This window comes from Azonexus hydrophilus (assembly GCF_905120355.1).
Taxonomy (GTDB): Bacteria; Pseudomonadota; Gammaproteobacteria; order Burkholderiales; family Rhodocyclaceae; genus Azonexus.
The window spans coordinates 73,060-90,599 of sequence record NZ_CAJHOB010000002.1 but is presented as its reverse complement, the minus strand read 5'-3'; the positions used below and the strand labels follow the sequence as shown (position 1 = coordinate 90,599).

20 protein-coding genes are annotated in these 17,540 nt (G+C 62.6%); 14 read left to right on the top strand and 6 right to left on the bottom strand.

All coding sequences use genetic code 11. The annotated features are described in order from the left end of the window. The first annotated feature begins 7 nt into the window (after positions 1-7). From JYJ39_RS01855 to JYJ39_RS01845, 3 genes are all read left to right on the top strand, one after another. The gene (locus JYJ39_RS01855; RefSeq protein WP_205201615.1) at positions 8-478 is read left to right on the top strand and encodes a glutaredoxin family protein; all 471 of its coding nucleotides are present in this window, start codon (positions 8-10) and stop codon (positions 476-478) included. Between the two features lie 18 nt (positions 479-496). Further along, complete coding sequence (locus tag JYJ39_RS01850) at positions 497-1,786, top strand: sensor domain-containing diguanylate cyclase (RefSeq protein WP_205201614.1); 1,290 nt, start codon at positions 497-499, stop codon at positions 1,784-1,786. A gap of 79 nt (positions 1,787-1,865) precedes the next feature. Then, the gene (locus tag JYJ39_RS01845) at positions 1,866-2,360 is read left to right on the top strand and encodes a thioesterase family protein (protein WP_205201612.1); all 495 of its coding nucleotides are present in this window, start codon (positions 1,866-1,868) and stop codon (positions 2,358-2,360) included. Between the two features lie 12 nt (positions 2,361-2,372). On the opposite strand, the gene ppk2 is transcribed toward JYJ39_RS01845, so the two are convergent. Further along, entirely contained in the window at positions 2,373-3,239 is an 867-nt protein-coding gene (ppk2, locus tag JYJ39_RS01840; RefSeq protein ID WP_430622459.1) for a polyphosphate kinase 2, read from the bottom strand. A 340-nt stretch (positions 3,240-3,579) separates the two neighbouring features. Next, positions 3,580-4,428: a 16S rRNA (cytidine(1402)-2'-O)-methyltransferase gene (gene rsmI, locus JYJ39_RS01835; protein WP_205201609.1), complete on the bottom strand. Its 849-nt coding sequence runs from the start codon at positions 4,426-4,428 to the stop codon at positions 3,580-3,582. Positions 4,429-4,438: 10 nt separating this feature from the next. On the opposite strand from rsmI, the gene JYJ39_RS01830 reads away from it, so the two are divergent. The 5 genes from JYJ39_RS01830 (at position 4,439) to JYJ39_RS01810 (ending at position 7,177) form a co-directional block, all read left to right on the top strand. Next, complete coding sequence (locus tag JYJ39_RS01830) at positions 4,439-4,801, top strand: YraN family protein (RefSeq protein ID WP_205201608.1); 363 nt, start codon at positions 4,439-4,441, stop codon at positions 4,799-4,801. Positions 4,802-4,873: 72 nt separating this feature from the next. Further along, complete coding sequence (locus tag JYJ39_RS01825) at positions 4,874-5,464, top strand: phosphoheptose isomerase (RefSeq protein ID WP_205201607.1); 591 nt, start codon at positions 4,874-4,876, stop codon at positions 5,462-5,464. Between the two features lies 1 nt (position 5,465). After that, the gene (locus JYJ39_RS01820) at positions 5,466-6,128 is read left to right on the top strand and encodes a BON domain-containing protein (RefSeq protein WP_205201606.1); all 663 of its coding nucleotides are present in this window, start codon (positions 5,466-5,468) and stop codon (positions 6,126-6,128) included. 6 nt (positions 6,129-6,134) lie between these two features. Next, entirely contained in the window at positions 6,135-6,623 is a 489-nt protein-coding gene (locus tag JYJ39_RS01815; RefSeq protein WP_205201605.1) for an adenylyltransferase/cytidyltransferase family protein, read from the top strand. A gap of 26 nt (positions 6,624-6,649) precedes the next feature. After that, positions 6,650-7,177 (top strand): hypothetical protein, encoded by a 528-nt coding sequence (locus JYJ39_RS01810; protein ID WP_205201604.1) that lies wholly within the window; start codon positions 6,650-6,652, stop codon positions 7,175-7,177. A gap of 14 nt (positions 7,178-7,191) precedes the next feature. Here JYJ39_RS01810 and JYJ39_RS01805 read toward each other — a convergent pair whose 3' ends face one another. The 4 genes from JYJ39_RS01805 to JYJ39_RS01790 all read right to left on the bottom strand — a co-directional run bounded on the left by JYJ39_RS01805 (position 7,192) and on the right by JYJ39_RS01790 (position 11,737). Further along, positions 7,192-9,081 (bottom strand): potassium transporter Kup, encoded by a 1,890-nt coding sequence (locus tag JYJ39_RS01805; RefSeq protein ID WP_205201603.1) that lies wholly within the window; start codon positions 9,079-9,081, stop codon positions 7,192-7,194. 93 nt (positions 9,082-9,174) lie between these two features. After that, a complete protein-coding gene (locus tag JYJ39_RS01800) occupies positions 9,175-10,026 on the bottom strand; it encodes an HDOD domain-containing protein (RefSeq protein WP_205201601.1) in 852 nt (283 codons plus the stop codon). Positions 10,027-10,066: 40 nt separating this feature from the next. Beyond that, on the bottom strand, positions 10,067-10,531 hold the full coding sequence (ssb, locus tag JYJ39_RS01795; protein ID WP_205201599.1) for a single-stranded DNA-binding protein: 465 nt from the start codon (positions 10,529-10,531) through the stop codon (positions 10,067-10,069). A 15-nt stretch (positions 10,532-10,546) separates the two neighbouring features. Further along, a complete protein-coding gene (locus JYJ39_RS01790) occupies positions 10,547-11,737 on the bottom strand; it encodes an MFS transporter (RefSeq protein WP_240189502.1) in 1,191 nt (396 codons plus the stop codon). 113 nt (positions 11,738-11,850) lie between these two features. Here JYJ39_RS01790 and hemW point away from each other — a divergent pair, with 113 nt between their 5' ends. The 6 genes from hemW to JYJ39_RS01760 are packed head-to-tail and all read left to right on the top strand — an operon-like array spanning position 11,851 to position 17,538. Continuing rightward, a complete protein-coding gene (gene hemW, locus JYJ39_RS01785) occupies positions 11,851-13,044 on the top strand; it encodes a radical SAM family heme chaperone HemW (protein ID WP_205201597.1) in 1,194 nt (397 codons plus the stop codon). Then, positions 13,041-13,292: a YkgJ family cysteine cluster protein gene (locus JYJ39_RS01780; protein ID WP_205201595.1), complete on the top strand. Its 252-nt coding sequence runs from the start codon at positions 13,041-13,043 to the stop codon at positions 13,290-13,292. Before hemW ends, JYJ39_RS01780 begins: the two co-directional genes overlap by 4 nt. 58 nt (positions 13,293-13,350) lie before the next feature. Next, entirely contained in the window at positions 13,351-14,172 is an 822-nt protein-coding gene (locus JYJ39_RS01775) for an undecaprenyl-diphosphate phosphatase (protein WP_205201593.1), read from the top strand. Beyond that, complete coding sequence (locus JYJ39_RS01770; RefSeq protein WP_205201591.1) at positions 14,173-14,739, top strand: YqiA/YcfP family alpha/beta fold hydrolase; 567 nt, start codon at positions 14,173-14,175, stop codon at positions 14,737-14,739. A 7-nt stretch (positions 14,740-14,746) separates the two neighbouring features. After that, on the top strand, positions 14,747-16,660 hold the full coding sequence (locus JYJ39_RS01765; protein ID WP_205201589.1) for a ribonuclease catalytic domain-containing protein: 1,914 nt from the start codon (positions 14,747-14,749) through the stop codon (positions 16,658-16,660). Then, complete coding sequence (locus JYJ39_RS01760; RefSeq protein WP_205201587.1) at positions 16,657-17,538, top strand: energy transducer TonB; 882 nt, start codon at positions 16,657-16,659, stop codon at positions 17,536-17,538. The genes JYJ39_RS01765 and JYJ39_RS01760 overlap by 4 nt, the downstream gene beginning before the upstream one ends. Positions 17,539-17,540 lie beyond the last annotated feature (2 nt).

The window sequence follows — 17,540 nt, the reverse complement described above, 5'->3', positions numbered from 1 at the left end:
GGAACCCGTGCGCCTTCATCTTGCCACCGCCTTCACGGCCTGCCTGCTTGCCGCCAGCATGTGCACCGCGCATGCCCAGACCTATCGCTGGACCGACAGCAGCGGCCATACCATCATCTCGGACACACCGCCCCCCGGCCAGGCCCGCCAGGCGGCACGCGTGGGCGGCAAAGCCCAGCCGGACGACGGCTTGCCCTTCACCACCCGGCAGGCGGCAGCCAGATTTCCGGTGACGCTATACACCACCTCTGACTGCGGCGAAGAATGTCAGCCCGCCCGCGATCTGCTCAAGACGCGCGGTGTCCCATTCACCGAGAAAGTCGTGCAGACGGAGGCTGAACAGGCCGCCCTCAAGGCGCTGGTGGGCGATCTCTTTGTTCCCAGTCTGCAAGTCGGCCGCCAGCATCAGCGCGGCTTCAACGCCAGTCTCTACGAGCAGATGCTCGATCTGGCGGGCTATCCCAAATCCGGCAAATAGCCCCCGGAGAAGCGCGCCATGACGGCAGACCACAGCGCCTCGCCCGCTCTCGCACTCGATGCGACGCAGCTGCGTACCCTGCTGGACGATGTGGGTACCTTCATCTACGCCAAGGATCTGCACGGGCGTTACACCTTCGCCAATCGGGCCAGCCTGGAACTACTGGCGCTGGAACATGTGGACCAGATCATTGGCAAAACGGACAGCGATTTCTTTGCCGCCGATACCGCCGCCGACATCGCACGTAATGACCAGGAAGCCATCGAACAGGCCTGTACCATCGCCCGAGAGGAAACCAACCAGGTCCAGGGCAGCGCCACGGTGCGCACTTTCCTGAGCATCAAGAAACCCCTGTTCGACCAGCAAGGTCAGGTGTGTGGCATGTACGGCGTATCGACCGACATCACGGCCGCGAAACAACTGGAATGGGAGTTGCGTCGGGAAAAGGAGCAGCTCAGGGTCGTGCTCGACAACCTGGATGCCACCGTTTACGTGAAGAACCGGGAGCGACGCTACCTCTATGCCAACAAGCATATTGCAGTCGCCTACGGCAAGACGGTGGACGAAGTGGTCGGCCAACTGGAAACCGATCTGGTCGGGCAGGAGCTTTCCGATCTGTTCTCGCAAGCTGACCGTGTCGTGTTTGCCGAACAGAAAAAAATCGCCCTCAAGGAATCCTTTCTCAGCCCGGATGGCAAGCAAAGGCATTACTGGTCGATCAAGATGCCCATCGTGTTCAATGGCGAAGCAGGTTTGATCGGTTTCAGCAGCGACATCACCGAACTGCACAACCTGCAGGAAGAGCTGAAGAACCTTGCCAATACGGATGCCCTCACCGGCGCCGCAAACCGGCGTTTTTTCCACGACACGACTGCGCATGAACTGGCGCGCAGCAAAGCCTTGCTGACGCCTCTCTCGCTGGCCGTATTCGATGTCGACTGGTTCAAGCGCATCAATGACACCTGGGGCCATCCAGTCGGTGACCGGGTACTCCAGGCCATCGCCGCAGCCTGTCAAAAAGGGCTACGCAAACAGAACCTGTTTGGCCGCATCGGCGGCGAAGAATTTGCCGTGCTCCTCCCCAGAACCGGACTGGCCGATGCCCAGCGCATTGCGGAGCGCTTACGCCTTGCCATCAGTCACCTTCGCTTCAAGGACCTGCCTGATCTGGGCCCCATCTCGGCCAGTTTCGGCTTGGTCACCTGCCTTGATGAAGAGATGACCTGCGACGAATTTTTCTCCCGCGCCGACAAAGCGCTCTATCAAGCCAAGGCGGCGGGCCGCAACTGCGTGTGCGTCGCCGCTTAGCGCCCGGCCAACAGCTCCCCACTCACCCGCACTCGAATCTGGCCTCGCCAGCACTTGCCTTTTACTCCAGCACTCAGCCATGACACCTCCTTCCGCCCACCTCCCACGCCGCTCCAGCGCTGAACAACAGCGCCTGGAAGCCACCCTGCGCGACATGTTCGAGCACCGCATCAGCTTCAATGAAGTCCTGGGGCTGAAAGTCGCTTCCTTCGATCCGCAGGCGGCGCAACTGCGTTTTGCCATGCGCCCGGAACTGGTCGGCCATTACCTGTACGGCCGTCTGCATGGGGGCGTGATTGCCGCGGCGCTCGATACGGTGGGTGGTTTTGCTGCCGTGGTGGGCATTGCCGAAAAGTACGCCAACGAAACCGCCGAGCAGGTCGCACACCGTTTTGGGCGGATCGGCACCATCGACTTACGCACCGACTTCCTGCACCAGGGGATCGGTCGCGAATTCACCGCGACCGGCACCATCACCCGCCTGGGCGGGCGCATTGCCTCGGTGCAGATGCGCCTGGAAAACGAAAGTCAGCTGCTGATCGCCACCGCTGCCGCGGCGTACGTCGTCAGCTGACAGCGCGGCCGCTTACTGCTCGCCCCGCTCGTAGACCAGATTGGCCCGGCCCACGATGAGCGGGTCGAGGTTACCAATCAGACCGGCATCCTTGTTGGCATACGGCAGCTTATGCAGGACATAGCGCATGGCATTGAGCCGCGCCCGTTTCTTGCAGTTCGACTTGATCACCGTCCACGGCGCATCCGCCGTATCGGTGTGAAAGAACATCGCTTCCTTGGCCTTGCCGTAGTCATCCCATTTATCGAGCGAGGCCATGTCGATCGGCGACAGCTTCCACTGTTTGAGCGGATGCACCTTGCGCTCGCGGAAACGGCGGCGCTGCTCCTCGCGGCTGACCGAAAACCAGAACTTGATCAGGTGGATGCCGTTCCTGACCAGCATGCGCTCGAACTCCGGGCACTGGCGCACGAATTCGTTGTATTCCTGATCCGAGCAAAAGCCCATGACACGCTCCACACCGGCCCGGTTATACCAGGAACGGTCAAACAGCACGATTTCGCCATTGGTCGGCAGGTGTTGCACATAGCGCTGGAAATACCACTGCCCACGTTCGAGCTCGGACGGTTTTTCCAGTGCGACGACGCGCGCGCCACGTGGATTGAGATGCTCCATGAAACGCTTGATGGTGCCGCCCTTGCCCGCCGCGTCACGGCCTTCGAACAGGATCACCACCTTCTGCCCGGTCTCCTTGACCCAGGCCTGCAACTTGAGCAACTCCACCTGCAGCCGGTATTTCTGCCGCTCGTAATTGCGCCGCTGCATCAGGTTCTTGTAGGGATAGACCCCGGAACGCCAGTCGGCCACCAGTTCTTCGTCGGGATTCGCATGCTGGTCGTCGAAACGGATCTGCTGCTGACGCAACAGTCGTTTGAGCATGACCAGGGCTTCTTCGCTGGGCGAATTGGCGATGATGTCGCTGATGGCAGCCATCTTTTTTTCTTCTGCCGCACTGCTGGCATTGTGGATGGTGAAATTCTCGATCCCGGCAATGGTCTGCTGCGGCGGCACATCGCCCGCCGCCACCTGACGGGCTCGCGGCGTGCGGGGCTTGGCGGCGGCTTTCGCCTTGAGCGCGGGGGTGGGCTGCGGCTTGTTCAGCGTTGTAGCGTCTGCCACGGCCTTGCTCTGTGCGTTCTTGCCTGGTGCATCCATGGTGTTCTCCTGATTCACTGTTGTAACGGCCGGGTGGCGGGTGCCCGATACGGCCGGGATCGCGTCATTCTTCGCCATTTTTCAGGCGCACAGCCAATTCGTAAAGATTTTTCTGCGCCCCGCCACTGATCCCTGCCGCCAGACGTGCGGCCTGTTTGCTGCCGAGCCCTTCGGCCAGCAGCAGACGCAGCACCCGCTCACCTTCAGCCGCATCCGCCGTCACTTCGGCCCCGGAAACCACCAGCACGAACTCGCCGCGCTGACGATTACTGTCCGCGGACAACCAGGCATGCGCCTCCTGCAGGGGCAGGCGCACGATACTTTCGTACAGTTTGCTCAACTCACGCGCCACGAGCAGGGTACGCTCACCCAATTCAGCGGCTAGATCGGCGACTGTTTCCAGGATGCGGTGCGGCGCTTCGTAAAACACCAGCGCCGCGCGCTGTCCGCGCAGCCCTGCCAGCACCTGCCGCCGCTGCCCCGACTTGCTGGGCAGGAAGCCATGAAAGAGGAACTGCTCTGCCAGAAAACCCGCGGCCGACAAGGCCGTGACTGCCGCGCAAGCGCCGGGTAGCGGCACCACCGGCAAGCCGGCCGCATGCATCGCTGCCACCACACGGGCGCCGGGATCGGAAATACCCGGGGTCCCGGCATCGGAAATCAGCGCCACGGCTTCACCCGCCCGCACGATGTCCACAATGCGCTGCGCCGCCGCCTGTTCGTTGTGCTGATGTGCCGGCAACAAGCGCCCGGTGGCTCCCAACTGCTTGAGCAACGGCCCACTGTGCCGGGTATCTTCCGCCGCAATCCAGGGTACGGCTGCCAGCACGTCTGCCGCGCGGCGGGTCAGATCCGCCAGATTGCCGATCGGTGTCGGTACGACATACAATGCCGCCTTTAATTCAATTGTCATTTTCGCGCGCATGTTTGCAAAAGCCAAAGATACCACCGTCGCCCAGGGCCAAGCTGCCGAATCTCTGGCGCTGGCGTATCTGGAACGACAGGGCTTGCGACTATTGACCCGTAATTTTCGCGTCCGTGGTGGCGAACTCGATCTCATCATGCAGCACGGCGACTGTCTCGTCTTCGTTGAAGTACGGCAGCGCAAAAATGCGGCCTTCGGCGGCGCAGCCGCCAGCATCACGCGCCAGAAGCAAGAGCGTATCCTGCTCGCCGCCCGCCATTACCTCGCCCGCCACGGCGAATGCCCGTGCCGCTTCGATTGCGTCCTGCTCGAAGGGGAACGCATCGAGTGGCTGCACAATGCCTTCACGAGCAATTTTTGACCCCGCGGCAAAGCGGGGGCCGCGACCGCCTGAGGTAGAATGCCCGCCTGCATCGTTTCTGGATTTCACAGCATGGATTTGATTGCCCGCGTCTCGCAACATTTCGAAGACAGTGCCCGTACCAAGCTCGACAGCGTTGAAGCGATGGCCGCACCGATCGCCGCCGCCATCGAAATGCTGACCGGCGCCCTGCTCAATGGCGGCAAGATCCTGGCCTGCGGCAATGGCGGCTCGGCTGCCGATGCCCAGCACTTTGCCGCCGAGCTGGTCGGCCGTTTCGAGGCCGAACGCCAAGAGCTGGCAGCCATCGCCCTGTCTACCGACAGTTCCATCCTGACCGCTGTCGGCAATGACTACGGCTTCACCCAGATTTTTGCCCGCCAGGTCCGTGCGCTCGGCCATGCCGGCGATGTCCTGCTCGCCATCTCCACTTCGGGCAATTCGCCCAACGTCATCGAGGCGATCAGCGCCGCCCACGAACTCGGTATGCACGTCATCGCCCTGACCGGCAAAGGTGGCGGGGAAATCGGCGAACTGCTCAGCGACCACGATCTGCATCTTTGCGTACCGGCCGAACGCACCGCACGCATCCAGGAAACCCACCTGCTCACCATCCACTGCTTGTGCGATGGCATCGACGCACTACTGCTTGGAGTTGACTGACATGAAAACCCGCCTGCCTCTTGCCCTTCTCCTGACCGCCCTGCTGGCCCCTGCCCTGAGTGGCTGTTTTCCCGCTCTCGTAGCCGGTACGGCGGCCGGCGTCATCAGCCTGCACGACCGCCGCACCACCGGCACGCAGACCGACGATGAAACCACCGAATGGAAAGCCGCCGGGCGCATCCCCAAGGAATTCAAGGACAAGTCGCGCGTCAGTTTTGTCTCCTACAACCGGCGCGTGCTGATCACCGGCGAAGTCCCCTCCGAGGAAGCCAGCCAGGCGATTGAGCGACAGACCCGCAGCATCGAAGGGGTACGTGAAATCTACAATGAACTCACCCTCGGCACCCCTGCCACACTCTCCATGCGCAGCAGCGATGCCTTCCTCGAATCCAAGGTCAAGGCACGTCTGGTCGATAGCCGGCAGATTTCAGCCAACCACATCAAGGTCGTGGCAGAACGCGGCCAGGTCTACCTGCTGGGGGTGGTGAACGAGAAGGAAGCCAAGGTCGCCATCACCGTTGCCCGCACCACCGCCGGCGTCCGTAAAGTCATCAACGTCATGGAAATCCTCTCCGACGCCGACATCAACCGCCTCAACGAACAGGCGCTGCTCGCCACAAAGAAACCGGCGCCCGCCACACCCGCACCGAGCGAAAATCGCTGAGCCCGCATGGACTACCCCTGCCCCGCCCACGAGCAGAAAATCTGCCCCCCTGAACAACTCGCCGCTGCCGTGGCCGGCCTGCCGCGCCCCCTGGTCTTCACCAATGGCTGCTTCGATATCCTGCATCGCGGCCACACCACCTACCTGGCGCAAGCCGCTGCACTGGGCAGCAGTCTGGTCGTCGCACTGAACAGCGACGCCTCGGTGCAGCGTCTGGGTAAAGGGGCTGACCGGCCGGTGAATCGTCTCAGTGATCGTCTAGCTGTGATGGCCGCGCTCGGCTGCGTCAGCTTGGTCACCTGGTTCGAGGAGGACACGCCACTGGCGCCGATACTTGCCTGCCACCCGGACATTCTCGTCAAAGGCGGTGACTGGCCAGTGGATAAAATCGTCGGCGCCCGGGAAGTTCGCACCTGGGGCGGCAGCGTGCACTCCATTCCCTTCCTGCACCAGACCTCGACCACCGCGCTGCTGGACAAGATCCGCCGCCTGTAGGCCCGGCGGCGAATACACTCTGCCGCATGCTGGGCACCCTGGCCGCCTTTCTCGCCATTGTTCTGCTGGCAGCAGCCATTCCCCTCGCCATTGTCGTATTCACCGCCATCGCGACCAGGCCAGAAGACTGCGGCTCGGCCTGGCAAAACAGAAGATGGTTCGCTGCATGCGTGTTCGGCGTCAGCGCCTTGCTCTGGAGCGCCTGGCTTTTTGCCGGCACAGGCGGCACCTTTCTCATCATCGGCCTCCCGGCAGCCCTCCTGGCCGCCGCACTGAGTGCAGCCGGCCAGCGTTTCCTCAGCAGTCCTTCCCGGCTACGCGCCGCAATCGCCGGCATGACTATTGCGATCCTCGCTGCCTTCGGCACCACCGTACTGCTGACCGTTGCGATCGTCCCCGATACCGGCGCCGCGCTTGCTGTCATCGGCATTGCCAGCGTGCTGCTCGCCCCCTATTACCTCCCCACGCTGAGCATCGGCCTCGGCTGTGGTTTGCTGGTTCATTTTTTTGCCCGCCGGCAGCCCCCCGCAACGACAGCGCAGGTACACCGCTAATATTTCTGCGCTGGCTACAGCACCACCTGCGTCCCCAACTCAACCACGCGGTTGCTCGGCACCCGGAAGAAGGAAGTCGCCGAACCGGCATTCCGGAACATGGCAACGAAGATTTTTTCGCGCCAGAACGCCATGTCTGATCCCAAGCGTGGAATCAGGGTGGCACGGCCAATGAAATAGCTCGTTTCCAGCGCCGTGAAATGCAGTCCGGCTTCAGCGCACATCGTCAGCGCCTGCGGCACATCCGGTTCGTCCTTGAAGCCGTACTGAACGATGACACGCCAGAAATTACCCGTCAGCGCCCTGACCTCGACCCGGTCAATGTCCGGCACATACGGCACGTCGAAGAACTGTACCGAAAGGAGAACCACACGCTCATGCAACACCTTGTTATGCATCAGGTTATGCAGCAGCGCATGCGGCACGCCATTCGGATCGGCGTTGAAGAACACCGCCGTGCCCGCCACCCGGTGCGGCGGTGAGGCTTGCAAGGCGGCCAGAAACGGCTGCAGTTCAAGGCGCTCGCCACGCAAGCGCTCATCGAGCAATTGCCGCCCCCGTTTCCAGGTCGTCATCAGGATGAAGATCACCATCCCGGCCACCAGCGGGAACCAGCCACCATCGGGAATCTTGAGGATGTTGGCGGCGAGAAACACCAGCTCCACCGAGAGAAAACAGGAAAACAGCAGACCGGCCCGCCACCAACCCCAGCCCCAGACTTTGGCCACCACGACGGTGGCCAGGATGGAGGTGATCACCATGTCACCCGTCACTGCAATGCCATAGGCCGCCGCCAGGTTGTTCGACGACTGAAAGCCGAGTACCAGCACCATCACCGCAACCATCAACCCCCAATTCACCGCTGGCAGATAAATCTGCCCCTGCGCCTTCTCGTTGGTATGCAACACCTCCATCCGGGGCAGGAAGCCCAGTTGCATGGCCTGGCGTGTCACCGAAAAAGCCCCGGAGATCACCGATTGCGAAGCAATCACGGTCGCCAGCGTGGCCAGTCCGATCAGGGGATACAGCGCCCACTCCGGTGCCGAGCGGAAAAAGGGATTGTCCGCCACCCGCGCATCGGCCAGCAGTGCGGCGCCCTGGCCGGCGTAATTGAGCACCAGCGCGGGCAGAACGAAGGCAAACCAGGCACGCGAGATCGGTTTGCGACCAAAATGCCCCATGTCGGCATAGAGCGCCTCGGCCCCGGTGACGGCGAGTACGACATTGCCCATGGCCAGCAAACCCATGGCGCGATTGGCAAGCAGGAAATCGATGCCATACCAGGGATTGAAGGCAGCCAGTATTTCCGGATGCAGCAGGATATTGCGCACACCGATCAAGGCCAGCACGCTGAACCAGCACAACATGACCGGACCAAACAAACGCCCGACCACGGCCGAGCCGTTCTTCTGCACGAAGAACAATCCGAACAGGACCAGCAAGGTCAACGGCAGCACGAACGGATGCAGTGCCGGCGCACCGACTTCCAGCCCCTCCACCGCGGACAGCACCGACATCGCTGGCGTCACCATGCCATCGCCGTAAAACATGGCCGCGCCAAGCACGCCGAAAATCATGATCCAGCGTGCCTGGCGGGGCTTGTCCTGCACCGTGTGCAGGGCCAGTGCGATCAGCGCCATGATGCCGCCTTCACCACGGTTGTCGGCGCGCATGATGAAGATCACGTACTTCACCGAAACCACGATGATCAGTGCCCAGAAAAACAGCGACAGACTGCCGTAAATGTTTTGCGGGGTGACCGGAATCGGGTGATTGCCGGCAAAAACTTCCTTGAAGGAATACAGCGGGCTGGTACCGATATCGCCATAAACGACGCCGAGCGCAGCCAGGGCCAGCGCCGCCAGGCGTTTGCCGGCATCGGGGGAAGAAGCTGAATGGCTCATGCTGTGCCCTGCGTTAGCTGCTGCCACCTACCCTGGCCGCCAGGGTGACGCGGCAGATCTAGGGTTATCTGTCTCTGGTCGGCCGCCAGCGCATCAGGCGCCCAACGCCGCCTTCAGCGAAGCCACTTCCTCTTCCGATTCATCCACGATCTCCTTCAGGGTGGCGGCATCGAACAGGCTGTCCAGCACGGAGGTATCGACCGCACTGCCACCAAACTCCGGATCGCGCCAACTGGCGGTACGGTTGGCAATCTTGTTGGCAACGTAAAGCACATCGGAAAGGGTCTTGATTTCCGCTATCTGCCGCTCGTTCTCGTGCTCCAGCACGGCCGTACACACGGACTCCGGCGAACCCAGTGCCGTCAGCAGCGCGTGACCGATATTGTCGTGCCAGCCGACCAGCAGGGAATGCAGCTCCGCTTTGTCGGCAATCAGTTCGGGAAAACCGGCAGCGCGCGACATCAGGTAGAACACGCCGATATCGTGCACCAGCCCGGTGAACATCGCTTCGTCGCCATTGATTCGGGCTACCTTGCGCGCCAGCACGCGTGCCAGCGAGGCCACATGGGCGGTGTGTTCCCAAAGCTTCTTGGAGATGCCCTCGAACGGCTGCATCTGCTTCGATTTCAGCAGCTGCTCCATGGCCACGGCGAAGGACACGCTGCGTACCGCCTCCATGCCGACACGGATGATGCCATTCTTGACGTCCGCAACTTCCTTGCCCGACGGATTGAGCGCCGCCGAATTGGCCATGCGGATGATCTTGGTACTCATCAGGGGTTCAGCCCCGACCAGCTTGGCCAGCTGCTCGACACTCAGATTGGGATCCTTGAGCGCCGTGCGTACCTGGAAGGTAATGTCGAGGAAGGTCGGAAAGGTGATTTCCGAGCCGGACAAATCCTTGGCAATATCTTCCAGAATCTTGAAGGTAATCGGCTTGCTCATGGCGGGGTCTCGCTGTTAATCGGGGCCAGGATGGAACGCATTAGAACGGAATGTCGTCGCCCAGATCGTCAAAAGCCGGTTTTGGCCGGTTTTGCGCCGGCGCCGGTTGGTAATCGACCGGTGGCTGGCCGTAGCTGTCGCCACCACCACCTGCCGGAGCCCCCATGCCCTGGCGCGAGCCCAGCATCTGCATGGCGTCGCCACGGATTTCGGTGGTGTATTTTTCCTGCCCGTCCTTGTCGGTCCACTTGCGCGTGCGCAGGCTGCCCTCAACGTAAATCTGCGAGCCTTTCTTCAGGTACTGGCCGCACACTTCCGCCGTCTTGCCGAAGAAGGACACGCGGTGCCATTCGGTATGTTCCTTACGCTCACCGCTGGCCTTGTCGCGCCAGTTGTCGGTCGTCGCGATGCTCAGATTGCACATGGCATCACCGGTCGCCGTATAGCGCACTTCCGGATCACGCCCGAGATTACCTACCAGAATCACCTTATTAACCGAAGCCATTCTCGTCTCCTGAGATCAAGTTGCCGGCTGCGCCCGCCGGGGAAAAGTCATGCTGAACGCAACAATCATCCAGCATACCGCGAGCAGGGCGCAAGCGGAAAACACCGCATTATCGCCGAAATGCTGGGCGATAACGCCACCCATCGCACCGCCGATGAAAAGTCCCACCGCCTGCGTCGTGTTGTACACCCCCAGCGCCGCGCCCTTGGCAGCCGGCGGCGCGGTGCGCGACACCAGAGAGGGCAGGGTAGCCTCCAGGATGTTGAAGGCGACGAAGAACAGCAACAGCCACAGGCCCAGCCACCACAGGCTGTCCCCCAGGAAATACAACCCCCCCTGCACCAGCGCCGCCAGCGCAATCGCCGACAGGAATACCGGGCGCATCTTGTCGCGTTTTTCAGCCGCGATGATGGCCGGCACCATGACGACAAATGAAGCCAGCACCGCCGGCAGATAGACCTTCCAGTGCTCCGGCGCCGGCAGGGCACCGCGCACGACCAGGGCGTGCGGCAGTACCACGAACATCGCCATCTGAATGACGTGCAACACGCCGATGCCAAGATTCAGCTTGAGCAGGGCGCCGTTGGTCAGCACCTCACGTAGCGGCAGGCGCGCCTGCGTATCGGGACGCGGCGGCGACGGAAGGCGTGCCAGCAAACCCAGCGCCCCCAGCGCCAGCAGGCCGGTCAGCACGAACAAGCCGCCCATGCCGATCCAGCCGTAGAGCAACGGCGCCCCGACCAACGACAGGGCAAAGACCAGGCCGATCGACGAGCCGATCATGGCCATCACCTTGGTCCGCTGTTCCTCACGCGTGAGATCGGCCGCCAGCGCTGTCACCGCCGCCGAAATCGCCCCCGTGCCCTGCAGCACGCGCCCCACGATCATCCAGTGCATGTCCGGCGCCCAGGCGGCAACGAAGCTGCCCAGCGCGAACAACAACAAACCGAAAACGATGACCGGCTTGCGCCCGAAACGGTCGGAAGCCATCCCGAAAGGAATCTGCAGCACCGCCTGGGTCAGGCCGTAGGCGCCCAGCGCCAGACCGATCAAGGTCCGGTCGTCGCCCCCCGGCAAGGTCGCGGCATAGACGGCGAACACCGGCAGGATCAGGAAGAGGCCAAGCATGCGCAAGGCAAAGATGGACGCCAGCGATGCGCCGATGCGACGCTCTTGCGGCGTCATCCGGTCAGAAGGGGAGGCCATGACGAGTGATGTTCTGCTGTGGGGAGGCGGCATCTTAACAGGTTTGCCCAGCCCTTCCGGAAAATGCGCCGGCTTCGGTATAGTGCCGCCTCACGCCACTTCCGCTCGCAGCCATGGCACGCACCATCCCGATCCAGCCCGTCCCCGCCCATGCCGTTTCCGGGCTGGAATTCAAGGTTTCGCCCCCGCTCGCGCTGTACATCCATCTGCCCTGGTGCGTGCAAAAATGTCCCTACTGCGATTTCAACTCGCACGCGCGCGCCGCGGGCGTCCCGGAAGCGGCTTACGTTGCCGCGCTGATTGCCGATCTGCAGGCTGCCCTGCCTCTGATCTGGGGTCGCCCGATCCACACCATCTTCTTCGGCGGCGGCACCCCCAGCCTGTTCTCGGCCGCTGCCATCGACGACATCCTCACCGCCGTACGTACCCTGACCCGCCTGCAGCCAGACGCGGAAATCACCCTCGAAGCCAACCCCGGCACGGTGGAGGCGGAGAAATTCGCCGGCTTTCGCGCCGCTGGCGTCAATCGCCTGTCGCTCGGCATCCAGAGTTTCAACGACCGCCACCTGCAGGCCCTGGGACGTATCCACGATGCCCGCGAAGCGCGCCGGGCAAGCGAACTGGCAGCGCAGCACTTCCCCACCTTCAACCTCGACCTGATGTACGGCCTGCCCGGGCAGACCTTCGCCGAAGCGCTGGACGATGTGGCGCAGGCGCAGGCTTTCGCCCCGCCGCATATCTCCTGTTACCAACTGACCCTGGAGCCGAACACCCCGTTCGCGGCATTTCCGCCTGAAGTTCCTGACAGTGACAGCTGCGCCGACATGCAGGATGCCATCGAGACACGTCTGGCAGATGCTGGCTACAGCAACTACGAAACCTCGGCCTTTGCCCAGCCCGGGCGGCACTGCCAGCACAACCTGAATTACTGGCAATTCGGCGACTACCTCGGCATCGGCGCCGGCGCCCACAGCAAACTGACGCTGCACGACCGGGTACTGCGCCAGATGCGGCACAAGCATCCGACCGCCTATCTGGAACACGCTGCAGCAGGTCGCGCCGTGCAGGAGGAGCGCGCCGTCCCGCCGGAGGAACTGGCCGGGGAATTCATGATGAACGCCTTGCGCCTGCACGCCGGATTTCCGCCCGACCTGTTCGCGCTGCGCACCAGCCTGCCGCTGCAGACGCTGCTGCCTCTGCTCAAGGACGCGGAACGCGATGGCCTGCTCGAACTCAGCGCCCACGCCATCCGGCCCAGCCTGCGCGGACGCCGCTTTCTCAACCTGCTCATCGAACGCTTTCTGTGAGCGCCCTCACCTGCCGTTCCGGTTGCGCTGCCTGCTGCATCGCGCCGTCGATTTCCAGCCTGAACAAAGCCGCCGGCGTACCCTGCCAGCACCTGGACGCAGCGCTACGCTGCCGCCTGTTCGGCCAGCCCGAACGCCCCGCTTGCTGCAGCGGCCTGCAACCTTCTCTGGAAATGTGTGGAGAAAACCGGGAGCAAGCGCTTACTTGGCTGGAAAATCTGGAAAACCTGACACGCCCCGGATGCTAAACTGCGCACCTTTTATTGCGCCGCAGCTGTCATGTCTGCGGCATTCAGGCACTCCCGCATGGACCTCATCTTGCTTCTCAAAGCCCTGCTGCTTGGCGTCATCGAAGGGCTGACCGAATTCCTCCCGATTTCTTCCACCGGCCACCTGATCATCGCCGGCAGCCTGCTCGGCTACACCAATGAGCAGAGCAAGGTATTCAAGATCGTCATCCAGCTGGCGGCCATTCTCGCTGTCTGCTGGCATTTCCGCAGCCGGATCGGCGTCGCCCTGGGCGGCCTCGGCTCCGATCCGGTGCAACAGCGTTTTGCCGGCCTGCTCATCGTCGGCTTCCTGCCGGCGGCGGTCCTTGGCCTGCTCTTCCACAGCACCATCAAGGCCTACCTGTTCAATCCGCTGACCGTTGCCGGCGCCCTGATCGCCGGCGGTCTGCTCATCCTGTATATCGAGCGCCGCGCCCGAACGCCGCGCATCGAGCAGATCGATGCCATGCGCTGGCCAGACGCGCTGAAGGTGGGCTTCGCCCAGGCAGCAGCCATGTTCCCCGGCGTCTCCCGCTCCGGCGCCACGATCATGGGCGGCCTGATGTTCGGCCTGTCACGCAAGGCGGCGACGGAATTTTCCTTCTTCCTCGCCATTCCCACCATGTTCGCCGCCACGCTTTACGACGTGTACAAGAACTGGGCATTGCTGCGGCTGGAAGATCTACCGGTCTTCGCGGTCGGCTTCGTGGCCTCCTTCATTGCCGCCATGCTCACCGTGCAGGCCTTGCTGCGCTACGTCTCGAACCACGATTTCACCCTCTTCGCCTGGTACCGCATCGTGTTTGGCCTCTTCATCCTGGCCACCGCCCAGACCGGCTGGATTCACTGGGTCGATTGAGTGGCCGGCACAATCCTTTACCTGCACGGCTTCTGCTCTTCCCCGGCGTCGTGGAAGGCACGCCTGCTCAGTGAGGAAATGCAGCGCCGGGGCCTATCGGCGCAGTTGTTCTGCCCGCAGCTGTCACCCGTGCCGGCCATCGCCATGGCAGCGATGGAAGCATGGCTGGCAACACAGGCACAGCCGGTGACCATCATCGGCTCCTCACTGGGGGGCCACTACGCCAGTTACCTGGCGGCCCGCCACCGCCTGCGGGCGGTGCTGATCAATCCTGCCGTGGTCAGCGCACTGGAGGCCGACCGCTTCATCGGCGAACACGAAAACTTCCACAGCGGCGAGCGTTTTACCTTCACCGCCGTACATGCACAGCAACTCGCCGAGCAGATCGCTCTGCCCGATCCTAGGCGAACCTGGCTGTTACTCGAAACCGGGGATACGACACTGGACTATCACGCGGCCCAGGCACACTGGTTCGGCTGCCGGCAAAGCGTCTTCGAGGGCGGCGACCACAGCTTCACCCGTTTTCCTCAGATGTTGTCGCAACTCATTGAATTTACCGGGCTATAATTTCGCAATGAATTTACTTTTCGAAGAAGAAGGCAGCTTCAAGGCGGCCACCATCCTGGCCGACAACGACACCTCCCTGCAGGTGGAGATGCCTTCCGGCAAGCGCAGCAAGATCAAGGCCGCCAGCGTGTTGCTGCGTTTTGCCGCACCTTCGGCCAGCCAGCTGCTGGAACAGGCAGCCCCCCTGGCAAGTGACATCGAAGCGGAATTTTTGTGGGAGTGTGTCAGCGATGGCGAATTTTCGTTTCTGGATTTTGCCCGTGATTACCACGGACGCGAGCCCACGCCGGTCGAAGCGACGGCGGTGCTGCTTGCCCTCCACGCCGCGCCCATCCACTTCCATCGCAAAGGCAAGGGGCATTTCAAGAAAGCGCCCGCTGACATCCTGGCCGCTGCTCTGGCCAATCTTGAAAAAAAGCGCCAGCAAGCGCAAGCGATGGAAGGCTGGACCCGCGAACTGAGCGAGTTCCGCCTGCCCGCAGAATTTGCCCCGCTGGTCGACACCCTGCTCTACGCACCGGATCGCAACAAACCGGAAACCAAGGCGTTCGAAGCCGCCTGCACCGCCACGGGCCTCACCCCGGCGCAGCTGCTGCACCGCTGCGGTGCCATCCCGTCGGCCTACCTGCTGCATTACAAGCGCTTCCTGCACGAGCAATTTCCCAAAGGCACCGCCTTCCCCGACCTGCCCGCGCCAGCACTGCCCGATGACCTGCCGCGCAGCGACGTCCGGGCCTTTTCCATCGACGATGCGCACACCACCGAAATCGATGATGCCTTTTCCGTCACCTGGCTCCCCGGCATTGGCAGTCGCATCGGCATCCACATTGCCGCCCCCGGTCTGGCCATCACGCACGGATCACCGCTCGATGGCGTGGCGCGCGGCCGCTTGTCCACCGTGTACATGCCCGGCAACAAGATCACCATGCTGCCAGAACACGTGGTGGACAGCTACACCCTTGCCGCCGGCGTCGATTGCCCGGCGGTATCGCTCTATCTGACGGTCAACGAACAGTACGAAATCACCGCGCATGAGTCGCGTCTGGAAATCGTACATATTGCCGACAACCTGCGGCACCACGACGTCGAACCCTGGTTCAACCAGACCACGGCAGATGGCCCGCTGTCGGAGGAACGCCCCTTCGCACGCGAACTGCAGCATCTGTGGCGTTTTGCCAATGCCTGCGAAGGCCGGCGCGGCAAGCCCTCGGCCACGCAAGGGGTCAACGACTACAACTTCGCCATCGACGGCGACCTGGCCGATCCGGAAAACTGCACGGTCCGCATTGAAGAGCGCAAGCGCGGCAGTCCACTCGACAAGCTGGTGGCGGAACTGATGATCGTCGCCAACTCCACCTGGGGCGGCCTGCTGGCCGAAAAACGCATCGCCTGCCTGTATCGCTCGCAAACCATGGGCAAAGCGCGCATGACGACCGCCCCGCAGCCACACGAAGGCCTGGGCGTACCGCAGTACGCCTGGATGACGTCGCCACTGCGCCGCTACTGCGACTTGGTCAATCAGTGGCAGCTGATTGCCTGCCTGCAGGAAAAAACCCCGGCCTTCGCCCAGAAATCGGCCGAACTCTTTGCCGTGATGCGCGACTTCGAACTCACCTATGGTGCCTACGGTGAATTCCAGCGGCTGATGGAGCGCTACTGGTGCCTGCGCTGGCTGCAGCAAAATGCCATCCAGGAAATCGATGCCACGGTGCGCCGCGAACAGCTGGTCAAACTCGACCACCTACCCTTCCTCGCCCGCATCCCGTCAGCACCGGCCGACCTGCAACCCGGCCAGCGCCTGCGCCTGGTGCTGGAAAACATCGACCTGCTCGGCCCGGAGGCCGAGTTGCGTTTCGTCGAACTACTGACTGCGCCCGCCGCCTGTCCGACGGAAGAAGATATGGAGGAAAGCCCGGCATGAGTGTCGCCCTCGCGCTGCCCACCACCACCGGCGATCGCCGCCTGGGACTGGCCATCGCCGTTTCCCTGCTGTTGCACGCACTGATCCTCAGCCTGCACTTCACTTTTCCCGATGCGTCCCAGGCCGTACGCGAAAAGGCACTCGACATCATTCTCGTCAACGCCCGCAGCAAGAATGCCCCGGCAGAAGCGCAGGCGCTGGCCCAGGCCAATCTGGATGGCGGCGGCAACACCGATGAAAACCGCCGGGCCAAAACACCGCTGCCGTCGACCAGCCGCGACGCCCGGGGCGACGAACTGATACAGATGCAGCGCCGGGTGCAGGAACTGGAAGCGGCCCAGCAGCGCATGCTGACACAGGCCCAGAGCCAGGCGCGCGTGAGCAGTGCGGAACGGCAAAGCGAACAACCCGTACCGGCCAAACCCCTGAGTGGCCAGGATCTCGCCGATGCCGCACGGGCCATGGCCCGTCTGGAAGGCGAAATTTCCAAGTCGATCGATGAGTACAACAAACGTCCGGTCAAGAAATTCATCAGCCCGCGTACCCGCGAATACGCCCTGGCCCCCTACTTCGATGCCTGGAAAAACAAGGTCGAACGCATCGGCACGCTCAACTACCCGGAAGAAGCACGCGGCAAGCTGTATGGCCGCGTCATCATCTTCGTCGAACTCAACGTCGACGACGGCAGCCTCTACAGCGCCGAAATTTCGCAATCGTCCGGACACAAGGTTCTCGATCAGGCGGCCTTGCGCATCCTGCGCATGGCCGCACCGTTCGGCCCGATTCCTCGCGCCGGCATGGGCAATGCCACCATCCTCTCTTTCGCCCGCGAATGGAATTTCGTACCTGGCGATACCCTGGCCACCAAGAATCAGTAAAC